Source organism: Pseudomonas fluorescens (assembly GCF_902497875.1).
Taxonomy (GTDB): Bacteria; Pseudomonadota; Gammaproteobacteria; order Pseudomonadales; family Pseudomonadaceae; genus Aquipseudomonas; species Aquipseudomonas fluorescens_BR.
On sequence record NZ_CABVHY010000008.1, the window covers coordinates 32778 to 45288 of the forward strand.

The following is a 12511-nucleotide window of genomic DNA, read 5'->3' on the forward strand; positions in this document are numbered from 1 at the left end:
AAGCCCACATTTTGTGGGCTTTTTGCTGTGTCCAAAAAAAACGCATACCAAGATCGCAGCCTGCCCAGCTTGAGAGACGCATACACCCAGGCCGGCCGGCTGCCTGGCCGCCTTCAAGCCTGAACCTTCATCCCCCGCTGATCGGCGAAGAATGCCTTGTCTTTGGCAATCCGGTCGGAGGCCTTTGGAACATTGGCCACCTGGGTGTCCTGACCATCGACATACCAGTAGCAATGTTTGACCGCGCGGGTGATGCCAACGTACGCCAGGCGCAGGATTTCATCTTTCTGGGCGCTATCATACGGTTCTGCATCGCCATCCTTGGCCAGCCCGGCCATTCGATAGACCTGATTTTTGTAGGGTGAACTGGTCAGATGCTGGCAGTCGCCCAACAGGAATACCGCATCCGCCTGCAAGCCTTTGGAACTGTGGTAGGTCAGCTGTTTCAGCCGTCGCTCTTCGATCGGTAATCTAGAATCAACATTAACTACAGATTGAATATGTTCTTCTATCAATAACTTATCACTACTTTTTCGAAACAACATCAAGATTGAATCACCGTTTTTGTAGTGCTCGATCAAGCACTTGGCCAACCCTTGGTCGTCCCGGTCCATCACATTCACCGGCAGCAACGCTTTGGGTTCGCCGCTGGCCCTGGCCTTCTTCCCGGCGATCGCCGGCGCCGCGCGAACGATGTGCTCTGCCGCATCGATGATGTGCTGATGGCTGCGATAGTTGTCGCTGAGCATGACCCGGGTGGTATTGGGAGACGGGAACTCCTTGTTGAATTCCATAAAGTACTTCGGCGAACTGCCGCGCCAGCCATAGATCGATTGCCAGTCATCGCCGACGCACAGCAACGATGAGCGCTGGGCGCCCCGGCCGACGTGCATGGCCGGGCCACGGCTGCGGATTTCCCGCAGGCTGGCGCGAATCCAGGAGACTATTTGTGGCGAAACGTCCTGGAACTCGTCGATCATCAAGTGCGACAACGGCCTGAGCAGCTGATCACTCAATAATTTTAGATTTTCCGGCGAATGTTCACTAAACAAGGCGAACATGCGGTTATAGGTCATGATCGGCGGCGATTGATCGAGTAGATGATCTTCCAGCGCTCGCCAGAACAAGCTCAGGGCTTCAAAGAAGTAACGATCGGGATCGTCCTTGGCAAAACTCATCTGGCCTACGGCCGCGGGAACATCCAGCCCCAGGTTCTCGATAAAACTGGCGGCGCCGACAAAACAATCCAGCAGCGGCGCGGAACTCAGCTCGCCCTTGACCTTGTAATCGAAGCCCGGGCCGGCGCTGGCCTCCCCCGCCAGAGACGCTACAACCCGCTTCGTCGAGTCATAACTATCTAGCCAAATCAATGGCTTGCGGCAGAAAGCTTGAAACAGGGTGCGCTTTACCGCCCACTCCGCGCGGACCGACAACTTGGCTCCTGGTCGGCAGATCTGCGCATTTTCGCGGGGATCGAAACCCAATACCACCCAGGCATCCAGCTCGGCGATGTAGCCGTGGCAATGGAACGAGGAGCCATTGATCTCGAAGGTCTGGCGGTTGGGTTCGATACCCTTGATTGGCCAGGCGCCGGCGCGAAACCACAGGTCTTCGAGGGTGTCACAGAGCTCTTCGTCGCGCTTGGCCGCAAGCTCGGTCACCGCCATGCGCTTTTGCACGTCCGGGTGATCTCGCTCCAGCTCTTTGAGTTGCAAGGCGTGTCGAGCCAGCGGCTTGATCAGTTCGCGGAAACGTTCATCGCGGCGGTGCAACGCGTGAAAACAGGCATTCAGTTGCTGACGCTGGGTGTCATTGATGCGCAGGTCGAACGGATTGCTGTCAGCCCCTTCATCACCCTGCGGGGAACGGGCGCTGAGGTTCTCGAAGGCTTGCAGCTGAGCAAAACCCGACAAGCTGCGGACCATCGGCAGGATTCTGGAGTGGAAGGTGCGCACCACGTCCCGAGCCTCCTTGAGGCTGAGCGTGCGCCCCCACAGGGCGAACATCTCCACCAGCTTATTGATGAAATCCTTGCGCGACTCGCGGGTGAAGGTCACCACGGTCAACGAATCCAGTTCAAACCCCAGGTAATGGGTCAGCAACAGAATGCGCAGCACCAGCGAGGTCGACTTGCCCGCCCCCGCGCCGGCAATCACCGAAGTCGAGGGGGTATCGCTGAAGATCATCTTCCACTGGGCCGCACTCGGCTGCGCCTGTGCCGGCAGCAATCGGGCGACATCGGCCTTGATGCGTTTTTTCAGTTCAGCGCTGAGCGGCAGGCGCCAGTCGTCGAACAGGTTGTCATCAATACCCGGCGCCCGGTGTTCGGTGCAGCGCGTGTCTCGAATCAGCAGGACCTGGCGCCCTTCCTCCATGCCTTCGAGCTTGCCCTCTTTATAGCCGTAATCCACGCCGGCGCTATGTCCGCTGCGAAAGCCGTCAGCTTGGCCATGCAACCAGGAAGCGCGGTGTTGGGCGCGCAAGCGAGTAAGGCCATGGCCGAAGAACCGGGCGGCCAGCCGCTTGAGCAGCGGCATTTCGGCCAGTGGTAGCAGCTCGGGGGGAAGATCGGGGGTGTGTTGCGGCACGCTGACTCCAGGGTGTGAGGCTGTTGAGCCTATGGTCGCTGCATTTGCCCATGACTTCTAGTGAAATGCTTATCTGTCATTGGCTTAAGCGATGAACTGAATGCTGACCGGTAGATTTTCGGCACCAAACATATCAATAAATTAGATTGGTTTGAGGCATTTTTTCCGCTTTTTATCGATATTGGCTTATTGGATGATGCTCGCCATCAACTACCGGTTATCGTTCTGCGGCTCAAGCGTTCAGCCCCATGACGAACCTTTACAGGAGACGATCATGCTTGAACTCAGACCCTTCAAATCCCTGGGCGGCGCTCACCATGGCTGGCTGGACGCCCATCACCACTTTTCGTTCGCCGAGTACCATGACCCCAAACGCATGAACTGGGGCAACCTGCGGGTCTGGAACGATGACGTGATTGCTCCCGGTACCGGCTTCCCGAAACACCCGCATCGCGACATGGAAATCATCACCTACGTTCGCGAAGGTGCTATCACCCACGAAGATAACCTGGGCAACAAGGGTCGTACCGAAGCCGGTGACGTGCAGGTGATGAGTGCCGGGACCGGGATCGCGCACAGTGAGTACAACCTGGAATCGACCGAGACCCGAATCTTCCAGATCTGGATCATCCCGAACGAGGCCGGCTCGGCGCCATCCTGGGGGGCCAAGCCGTTTCCCAAGGGGCAGCGCGAAGGTTTCGTGACCTTGGCCAGCGGCAAGGCTGGCGACGATCAAAGCCTGCGGATTCGTGCCGATGCGCGGCTGGTGGCGGCCAACCTGAAAGCCGGTGAAAGTGCCGAGTATCGCCTGGACAGTGGTCGTCGGGCGTACCTGGTGCCGGCTACCGGAGTCATTGAAGTCAATGGCTTGCGCGCAGAAGCTCGAGACGGGGTTGCGGTGGAGCATGAGCAGGTGCTGCGGGTGACGGCCATCGAGGACAGTGAAATCGTGCTGGTGGATTTGGCTTGATTCGGTAAATGCCGGACAAAAAAGGGGCGACCGTTTTGGTCGCCCCTTTTTTCGTTTGAGCCGGGATCCGGTCAGCGACCAGGAACTTGTGGCGCATTTGAGATCGCTAAGATCGCAGCCTGCGGCAGCTCCTACGCCGAACCGATTCACCCTCAAAATAACAGGTGTATGCAAAACCCGTAGGAGCTGCCGCAGGCTGCGATCTTTTGGGGGCCCTCAATCACTTCTCGGTAATGGCACCATCCACCAATACCTGAGCCTCGGCCACCAGCTGCTTGAGATGCTCGTCACCGATAAAGCTTTCAGCGTAGATCTTGTAGATGTCCTCGGTGCCCGAAGGCCGCGCCGCGAACCAGCCGTTTTCGGTCATGACTTTCAGGCCACCGATGGCCTGGTCGTTGCCCGGGGCATGGCTGAGAATGCTTTGAATCGCCTCTCCAGCCAATTGCGTCGACTTGACCTGCTCAGGCGACAGCTTGCCGAGCAAGGCTTTTTGCGCGGGGCTGGCCTTGGCATCGACGCGCACCGCGAACGGTTCACCCAGTTCATCGGTCAAGGCTCGATAAATCTGGCTGGGGTCGCGGCCGGTGCGAGCCGTCATTTCCGCCGCCAACAACGCCGGAATCAGACCATCCTTGTCGGTGCTCCAGACACTACCGTCCTTGCGCAGGAACGAGGCACCGGCGCTTTCTTCACCGCCGAAGCCCAGAGAACCGTCGAACAGGCCATCGGCAAACCATTTGAAACCCACCGGCACTTCATACAGCCGGCGGCCCAGGCGCTTGGCGACTCGATCGATCAAACCGCTGCTGACCACGGTCTTGCCCACGGCAGCATCGGCACGCCAGTGCGGGCGATTCTGGAACAGGTAGTCGATCGACACCGCCAGATAGTTGTTTGGTGCCAGCAAGCCGCCGGACGGGGTAACGATACCGTGGCGATCATGGTCCGGGTCACAGCCGAAGGCGACGTCGAATCGGTCCTTGAGGCCGATCAAGCCTTGCATGGCATAGCTGGAGGATGGGTCCATGCGGATCTGCCCGTCCCAGTCCACGGACATGAAGCGGAACGTCGGATCAACCTGGGTGTTGACCACTTCCAGGTCCAGCCGGTAATGCTCGGCAATCGCCGACCAGTAGCGCACCCCTGCTCCGCCCAGTGGATCGACGCCCAGGCGCAGCTTGGCACCGCGGATGACTTCCATGTCGATCACATTGATCAGGTCGGCAACATAGGTATTGAGGTAGTCGTGACGATGGGTGGTACTGGCCTTGAGTGCCTGCTCATAACTGATGCGTTTGACGCCCGCGAGCTTGTTGGCCAGCAGTTCATTGGCCTTGGCTTCGATCCACTTGGTGATATGGGTATCCGCCGGCCCGCCATTGGGCGGATTGTACTTGTAGCCACCGCTTTGCGGCGGGTTATGCGAAGGCGTGATCACAATGCCGTCGGCCAGCCCCGAAGTGCGGCCACGGTTGTAGCAAAGAATGGCGTGGGAAATCGCCGGCGTCGGGGTGTATTCGTCGCCCTCGGCGATCATCACCGTCACCCCGTTTGCCGCGAGCACTTCCAGCGCGCTGGCGCCGGCCGGCGTCGACAGTGCGTGGGTGTCGATCCCGACAAACAGGGGCCCATCAATACCCTGAGCTTCGCGATACAGGCAGATAGCCTGGCTGATGGCCAGGACATGCCACTCATTGAAGCTTGACTCGAAGGAGCTGCCTCGGTGTCCCGAAGTGCCAAAAGCCACGCGCTGGGTGGAGACTGCTGCATCAGGTTGGCCGGTGTAATAAGCCGTTACCAGTCGCGGGATATCGACCAACAATTCTGCCGGTGCCGGTTTGCCCGCAAAAGGACTGATTGTCATGCGAAACCTCTGGATAAGGATGGTTCAGGAATAGGAAAGCAGTTTACTGGCAGTTTGACCACAGTGCGACGCTATCTATCCCGGCGACAGGATTTGTCAGCTGTACCTATTCGAGCATCTCCAGACGCAAGGCATCCGCCAGACAGCTCAACGCTGCATCCAGATCCTGCGTGCCACTGCCGGTGTGACTCAACCTCAGGTTCTGGGAGTGAAGCCCGTGAATGCTGAACAGCTCACCTGGGGCGACAAGAATCCGCTGCTTGAGCAGACGCTGAAACACCCGGCGCAGATCCACCGGGCGCAAGGATCGCACCCAGACCGTGGCGCCACCGGCAGGCAGGATGAACTGCAATGAGTCGGCAAAACGTTCGTGCAGCAGTTGCGTCATATGTTGCATGCGTTCCTTCAACATACGCCGCAGCACCTGCAGGTGTTGATCGAACCGGCCACTGGTGTACAGCCGGGCAATGGCCTTCTGGCGGATCGGCGACAAGCGAAAGGCGCGCAAGAGAAAATGCCGCTGCAACTCGGCACTCGAATGACGCGATAGCAGATACCCGTAAGGCGCTTCCGGGCCGATTATTTTCTCGAAGGTGGAAAACACGATCAGTCGTTCGGCGCCGACCAGGTCACGAAAGCGCCATTGGGGTTGCTCAAACGCCAGTTCACCGTAGATGTCGTTCTCCAGCACCCAGCAACCCTGCAACTCCAGCAATTGCGCCACATGACGTCTGTCGCTCGCCGGCATCAGGCTTCCCATTGGCATGCTGACGCCGGAGGACAGCATCACCAGACGCACCACTTCGGTCTCCAGCAGGTGGCTGAGCGCATCAAGGTCCAGGCAGCCATTGTCTTGCAGTGGCAACTCGATCACCCGCACCCCGGCGGCCTGCAGCAAACGCAGAATTCCCCAGTCACAGGGCGATTCCACCACCACTGTGGCGCCGGCGAGTCCGAACACCGCGATCAGGATCTCCAGCACACCGCGCAGGTCAGCGCCTATGTAGACATCATCGGCATGCCAGCAGCGCACCGGCGACGAGGTGTAACGGGCGGCCAGGGCGGTGCGCAATTCCAACTCGCCACAAGGTTGCGACAGCGATTGCAGCTGGCGTGGATACTGGCGCACCAATTCACGCTCCAATAGCAATAGAGGGCTGTCCAGAGAAAGCAGCAAAGCCGGCTCGTCACCGCTCAACACCAACATATCCGGGCGCCGGGTACTCACATAGACGGTTTCCAGCAAATCATTGCCGCTGATGTAAGGACCGTTGGAAGATACCGGCAGCGCATAGTAGCCAGACTTGGCGACCGAATAGACCCTTCCCTCCTTCTCCAGTAATGAATAGGCGTACTGAATGGTCGAGATGGAGACATTCAGCCGCTCTGCCAGATGCCGCAACGACGGCAACTTGACGCGAGCCTCGGTCCCGACCTCACTGATCAAATTGGTCAGATAACGATAGACGGCCTGGTAAGCGAAGTCGGTTTGTCTGCCTCCTTTCATGGGTCAAGACCAACCTGTAGGGAGCCGCTAGGTAGCCGCTGGTGCATCTCGTGCCCGAAAAGCTGCAAGCCGGGAAACATTTTCCTTGAACCTCTCAACTCGTCCGCCATCAACTTCCCGTCGACTCTTCGCTGGTCAGATCACTGCTATCGAAGAGGGTGCGTGGGCCCGCATGTTGCCCAGGATCATTGAAATCAATCGAGGCTTCGTCAGCAGTGGCCACCGGGGACATGCTGTATAGCGTGCTCAGCAAACCGACGGACAGGCCACTGACATCGACCATCCACTGCAAGACCTGCTCCGGTGCCGACTGTGTCTGCAGAGCTTTATGCAATTCGGGCATCGCCACCAGCATCCCCGGGTGGCGACAGCGCAGGAAACGCTCAAGACCAGCACCCTGGTCGACAAAGGGGCTGTACAGCAGACAAACCAGCTGCGCCTCATTCAGGCCGAGGGTTTGCTGGGCATAGTTGCTCGCCAAAGCGCGACGCTCCTCGATCCGCTGTCCGCTGCCGTAGGCTGAAAGCATCTGCTCTATCACTTTTTCCGGGAGATTTTTTTTGCGCATCATCAAGGCTGCCGATCGCAGGTACCGGCTGATCCCCTCTTCATAGGTGCGGCTGTCTACGAACTGGGCGCGCAAACCTTGCGTGTGAGCTGACAACAAAGGGCTGACGTAGTCGGTTTCGCTGACCTGAGAGGACAATTGATCGAACTGGAATCCGAGAAACTCACTGAGCAACGGCCAGCGATCTTCCAGGCCACCCCCGACGAGGTCATGCAAACCAAGGTACGACACCTGCCGACGGGCCCGAAACTCAGGGTCATCCTGCCCATCTTCCTCGGTCCGACCCGCACACAACTGCTGATAGTAATCTTGCCCGAACGGCTCCAGCACGCAGAACAAGTCTTCGAAATCGAGTGCCGGGACGCCCTCGGTCGATAAGCCGATGGTTCGTGCGGCGTTTATGAAACCCGTCAGATACCGTCTTTGCTCATGAGGCGAGTCACTGCTGACCAGTACGTCGACGCCATCGCCCCAGCGAGCGATCCGCCCATAGAAGGCGCCCAAGGATAAGTAGCAGTGATTGCGAAACGTTGAACTCTTCACCCCCGGCGCAAGGTGACAACTGAGCAGCAGGTTTCGCCGATTCAGCTCCCGATTCTCATCGCACAGGGAGGTCAGGTGATTGAACGGCAGTACATTTCGCCCGTCGGTCATCAGAACCTCTACCCGCGGGTCGTCATAGACAAACAAACTGCCGTAGCTGCGATGAATATTGGCCAGGGCTGTCTGGCTCACCCCCGCATGACGCAAGGTGGCAACTCGCAGGTTGAAGGTGGCCGGAGCCCTGCCAGCGATGCTCAATTGGGCGGCGCGAACGAATCCCAAGGTATAGCTGCTGTCCCTGGTTCCCGGGTGGGCCACCAGCACCTTGAATTCACTGATGCGCTCTATCCCCCCTGCGGCGACGATCAGCCGCTGGATAAAAAGCTGCAATGCGGTGCGCTCTGCCCGGGAGTAATAACCCAGTAAGCGTTGCAATACCTGCTGATAAACGTAATTCATGGCTTGATCGTGAATAGCGCTCATTGTCATACACCTGAAATAGAAGTCAGTAACAAGCAGGCTTCGCCAGCGCTGCCTCGCCTGCTGTTTCGAAAGAAGTAATAGCGCCCGCTGAAACAGGCATCAGTTACCAAATGTTAGCACCTGGCGAAGTGCCAGATCCTGTCAAGACACAGATGATTAGTACCTAGGAGCCTTCCTACAACTTCCTACAAACAATGAGTACAGAAAATAAAGAAGCGCCGCACGCCCAACTCCAAGAGCAACTAAATCGTTGCCCATTGCTTTTTGAGATAGCCGCCAAACCCCTTGCACAGCAAGGGCTTCGCAACTGTTTGCGATGCGTAGAGCCAACAACCCATGAACTTCAACCATGACTCATTCCTTGAGATGAAAGTGATCATGCAATTATCAAGGCTTATATAATGATTGGAAGATACAGATCCGCACGAAAAACCAGCTCAGTTACCGGGCGACTTGAACAATCAACGCCCGACAACATCTAAGTTGCACGCCACGCTTGCCGGATATCGGTGCAAAAAAGAGTTGGCCGGGTTGCCAGGAACAAGTATATTCGACCCGCCCTTATTGGAATGGGCTGGGAGACGGGAGATTAATAATCTAAAGGTATTTTAACGGTGGGTGCAGGGTCATCAGCTGCGGCAACAACGCCAGAGTCCGTTGCAAGCGACTCTGGCTAACGTTATCAAGCAGGCTGGACTTGCAGCGCAACTCGCTCGCGACATGGGCATTCGTCCATGTAACGGTGGGCCTCGACAAACTCATTGAACGGGAAGACCCGGGTCTTGAGCGGCAGCAGCACGCGATCTGCGGTCATCTGATTGATGTCGCGCAACGCCCGTTGCAACGCCACCTGGTCCTGAATGATGCCCAACTCCGGCTTGCCGGTGAAGTTGCCAATGCAATGCACAAAGAACTGAATGTTCTTCTGGAACGCCGCACAAGCCGGGAACGGTGTCTGGTTGCCGCCTTGCAGGCCGTACAACACCAGACTGCCGCGTGGCGCCAGGACATCGCCGAGCAGTGACATCTGCGGTCCGCCCAAGCCGTCGAATACCACGTCGACACCACGATTGTCGGTGTACTTGTTGATCTGCATCAGCAGATCCTGTTCTTCGGTAACGATCACCTTCTCGGCACCGAGGGACAGCAGATATTCACGTTCATCAGCCGTCTTGGTGGCGGCAATCACCCGCACACCCAGGGCTTTACCCAGCTGTACAAAGGACGGACCGGCACAGTGGCTGGCATCGGTCACCAGGGCAAACTGACCCGGTTTGACCCGCGCCAGGTCGGCATAGGCAAAGTAGGCGATCAGCAGCGGCGTGTAGTGCACGCTGGCTTCGATCGGACTGAGGACGTCGGGGTAACGGGTCAGCGCCGAGCGTGGCAGAACGATCTGCTCGCCGTAGACCGGGTAATCATTCGGGCTCTCGGCCGGGAAGCTGGCGACCTTGTCACCCACTTCCAGATCATCCACGCCCTCGCCGACTGCCGTCACCACACCGGCCATTTCATGACCCAATCCTGAAGGCAGGCGAGCATGGGACGATGCCAGGTTCTGACGCCAGAGCACGTCATACCAACTGATGCCTATCGCCTCGACACGCACCTGCACTTCGCCCGGTGCAGGCAGCGCTGCCGCATGCTCTTCGCATTTGAGCACCTCGGCTGGACCAAACTTGTGAAAACGGATCGTGCGGGACATCGCAAACCTCGTCAAAAATTAACCTCTAATGCCATGAACTCTATCCGGGCTTTCTGGCCAAGACCATCAGTGGCTATTAATAGTCGACATGCCTGTCATTGATTCCGCAACTCCTGTTACGACGTCTAATGCCGTAGAAAACCGAACCATCATCGTAGGAAAACTGAATTACCCGGTGCAGAGTAGCAGTCTTTCCCCGTAAGATTCATGCCGGCCATTGTTATCAAATGACCGCTCTCGTCAAGCTTGCTGACTCTCCTTGCTGATTTTGCCAGGACACAAGATGAACCGTAATGACCTGCGTCGTGTCGACCTGAACCTGTTGATCGTGTTCGAAACATTGATGCATGAACGCAGCGTGACCCGTGCTGCGGAGAAATTGTTCCTCGGCCAGCCGGCCATCAGCGCGGCCTTGTCACGCCTGCGCGGGCTGTTCGACGACCCGCTGTTCGTGCGCACCGGGCGCAGTATGGAACCGTCCGCCCGGGCGGTGGAGATCTTCGCCCTGCTCTCGCCCGCTCTGGATTCGATCTCCACTGCGGTGAGCCGCGCCTCGGAGTTCGACCCGGCGACCAGCACCGCGGTGTTTCGGATTGGCCTGTCGGACGACGTCGAGTTCGCCCTGCTGCCGATGCTGCTCAAGCGCCTGCGCGCCGAGTCGCCGGGCATTGTGCTGGTGGTGCGAAGGGTCAACTACATATTGATGCCGGGGATGCTGGCTTCTGGCGAGATTTCGATCGGCGTCAGCTACACCACCGATCTGCCAGCCAATGCCAAGCGCAAGGTCCTGCGCCGCAGCCTGCCGAAGCTGTTGCGGGCCGACAGCATGCCCGGGGCCCTGAGCCTGGATGACTTCTGCGCCCGCCCCCATGCCCTGGTGTCGTTTGCCGGCGACCTCAGCGGGTTTATCGATGAGGAACTGGAGAAACTCGGGCGCAAGCGTCATGTGGTGCTCGCTGTCCCACAGTTCAACGGTTTGAGCACGCTGCTGGCGGGCACGGACATCGTTGCTACCGTGCCGGACTACACCGCCGAGGCACTGACCGCTGCCGGAGGCGTTCGCGCCGAAGACCCGCCGCTGCCCACCCGCAGTTTCGAGTTGCACATGGCCTGGCGCGGTTCCCAGGACAATGATCCGGGCGAGCGCTGGTTGCGCTCGCGGATTCAGATGTTCTTCGGGGATCCGGACAGTCTGTCATAAGACGCGCCGAATGGATGATGCGCGACCTCGATCTCAACTATCAGGACCTCGGCAACATCTCTGCGGTGATGGGCGTTGCCGAGGGTGCCTTCACCCCAACCTCCATCGCCGCCACCGCCGAGGCTTCGCACCCAAGGCGGCTGGGTGTGAACATCGGCATCCAGCAGGCCTTCTTCCCCTTGCTCGGCCCCTCAGGCTCGAGTAAGTCGTTTCGAGTTGTGAGCGCGTATATTGTTTGCTGACACCGTCCTAGGAGACCGTCAAAATGCGCATGGCGCATAGACTACCGTTGAATTTTCGCTCGCCATGCTGCACTTCGAGTTACACGGCATTCAGATCCCGCCTTGCTCTCGGGAAGTGCCGATAGAAACTCGAAAAACATCCAAACTCACACTAAGTTTTTTGCCTTTATCCATTTGCGCAGACGGACGCGCGCATTCGCGTAGGGCGAAGATGTGTTGAACTGGATCATGCGCCCCATCGTCCATTTCGCATACCAAGGACGGCCATAGAGATCATCGCTGCTGCGGGCCTCAATCGAAGAAACAATGCGGGTCTTCGCTGCTTCCAGTCGCTCAACAAGCTGCGGGAACGGGACGTTCTCATAGTCGCGATAGAACTTCTCCGCGAGCCGACCTAGCTCATTCCATTTGAAGCCTTTTTCGGGAAAATCAATCGCTTCGCCGGCGACGTCCCGGTCGAGCCATTTCAACACCAGTTCATTCCATCCGACTAAGTAGGCCGTGAGGTTGGCAATGCTCATCTGTGTTCCCTGAGCGTGGCCCTCAATGCAATATTCATCAACCGTCGACAACGGGACACCGCGCAGGTCTTTCACTAGCTTGTCGAAACTCGAGTTTATCGCGGTAAGAAGTTGGTCTTTGTTTTGAGGGATCATGCTCTTCTACTCCTATCAATTACCAATAAAGGCCACACACGCTCGCGGGATCGAGGATATTAGCCTGTTGCTCACCAGAGTCGACCATCTGCTTCAGGTCTTTCAGTGCGTACTGCAGCTTCTCCTGTGCATCCTTGAGGGCGCAGCTATCATTGTTCGAACGCGCTGTAGGCCGGTCGGG

The 12511-nt window shown here is 57.9% G+C and carries 8 protein-coding genes and 2 pseudogenes; 3 read left to right on the forward strand and 7 right to left on the reverse strand.

Going from position 1 to position 12511, the window contains the following annotated elements; genetic code table 11:
• Positions 1 to 113: 113 nt before the first annotated feature.
• On the reverse strand, positions 114 to 2588 hold the full coding sequence (locus F8N85_RS09665; RefSeq protein ID WP_150803395.1) for a UvrD-helicase domain-containing protein: 2475 nt from the start codon (positions 2586 to 2588) through the stop codon (positions 114 to 116).
• A 274-nt stretch (positions 2589 to 2862) separates the two neighbouring features.
• Between F8N85_RS09665 and F8N85_RS09670 the strand changes: the two genes are divergently transcribed.
• Complete coding sequence (locus F8N85_RS09670) at positions 2863 to 3558, forward strand: pirin family protein (protein ID WP_150803396.1); 696 nt, start codon at positions 2863 to 2865, stop codon at positions 3556 to 3558.
• Positions 3559 to 3778: 220 nt separating this feature from the next.
• Here the strand turns inward: F8N85_RS09670 and pgm are convergent, their stop codons facing one another.
• The 4 genes from pgm to F8N85_RS09690 form a co-directional block, all read right to left on the reverse strand.
• Positions 3779 to 5425 carry a phosphoglucomutase (alpha-D-glucose-1,6-bisphosphate-dependent) gene (pgm, locus tag F8N85_RS09675; RefSeq protein WP_150803397.1) on the reverse strand — a complete coding sequence of 549 codons (1647 nt, stop codon included), beginning with the start codon at positions 5423 to 5425 and terminating at the stop codon, positions 3779 to 3781.
• 106 nt (positions 5426 to 5531) lie between these two features.
• Positions 5532 to 6932: a PLP-dependent aminotransferase family protein gene (locus F8N85_RS09680; protein WP_150803398.1), complete on the reverse strand. Its 1401-nt coding sequence runs from the start codon at positions 6930 to 6932 to the stop codon at positions 5532 to 5534.
• A 109-nt stretch (positions 6933 to 7041) separates the two neighbouring features.
• Positions 7042 to 8526 carry a hypothetical protein gene (locus tag F8N85_RS09685; protein WP_150803399.1) on the reverse strand — a complete coding sequence of 495 codons (1485 nt, stop codon included), beginning with the start codon at positions 8524 to 8526 and terminating at the stop codon, positions 7042 to 7044.
• Positions 8527 to 9208: 682 nt separating this feature from the next.
• A complete protein-coding gene (locus F8N85_RS09690) occupies positions 9209 to 10231 on the reverse strand; it encodes a zinc-dependent alcohol dehydrogenase family protein (RefSeq protein WP_150803400.1) in 1023 nt (340 codons plus the stop codon).
• Between the two features lie 283 nt (positions 10232 to 10514).
• Here F8N85_RS09690 and F8N85_RS09695 point away from each other — a divergent pair, with 283 nt between their 5' ends.
• Positions 10515 to 11432: a LysR family transcriptional regulator gene (locus F8N85_RS09695; RefSeq protein ID WP_150803401.1), complete on the forward strand. Its 918-nt coding sequence runs from the start codon at positions 10515 to 10517 to the stop codon at positions 11430 to 11432.
• 56 nt (positions 11433 to 11488) lie between these two features.
• Positions 11489 to 11620 (forward strand): annotated as a pseudogene (locus F8N85_RS34905) (MFS transporter); the annotation flags it as partial.
• 200 nt (positions 11621 to 11820) lie between these two features.
• On the opposite strand, the gene F8N85_RS09705 reads toward F8N85_RS34905, so the two are convergent.
• Positions 11821 to 12330: a ClbS/DfsB family four-helix bundle protein gene (locus tag F8N85_RS09705; RefSeq protein WP_150803403.1), complete on the reverse strand. Its 510-nt coding sequence runs from the start codon at positions 12328 to 12330 to the stop codon at positions 11821 to 11823.
• 46 nt (positions 12331 to 12376) lie between these two features.
• A pseudogene (locus F8N85_RS09710) lies at positions 12377 to 12481 on the reverse strand (chemotaxis protein); the annotation flags it as partial.
• Between the last annotated feature and the right edge of the window lie 30 nt (positions 12482 to 12511).

Bases quoted from the DNA above. Each gene is read 5' to 3' on its own strand.
- F8N85_RS09705 (WP_150803403.1), bottom strand. From the start codon at position 12,330: ATGATCCCTCAAAACAAAGACCAACTTCTTACCGCGATAAACTCGAGT.
- F8N85_RS09670 (WP_150803396.1), top strand. From the start codon at position 2,863: ATGCTTGAACTCAGACCCTTCAAATCCCTGGGCGGCGCTCACCATGGC.
- F8N85_RS09685 (WP_150803399.1), bottom strand. From the start codon at position 8,526: ATGAGCGCTATTCACGATCAAGCCATGAATTACGTTTATCAGCAGGTA.
- F8N85_RS09695 (WP_150803401.1), top strand. From the start codon at position 10,515: ATGAACCGTAATGACCTGCGTCGTGTCGACCTGAACCTGTTGATCGTG.
- F8N85_RS09690 (WP_150803400.1), bottom strand. From the start codon at position 10,231: ATGTCCCGCACGATCCGTTTTCACAAGTTTGGTCCAGCCGAGGTGCTC.
- pgm (WP_150803397.1), bottom strand. From the start codon at position 5,425: ATGACAATCAGTCCTTTTGCGGGCAAACCGGCACCGGCAGAATTGTTG.
- F8N85_RS09680 (WP_150803398.1), bottom strand. From the start codon at position 6,932: ATGAAAGGAGGCAGACAAACCGACTTCGCTTACCAGGCCGTCTATCGT.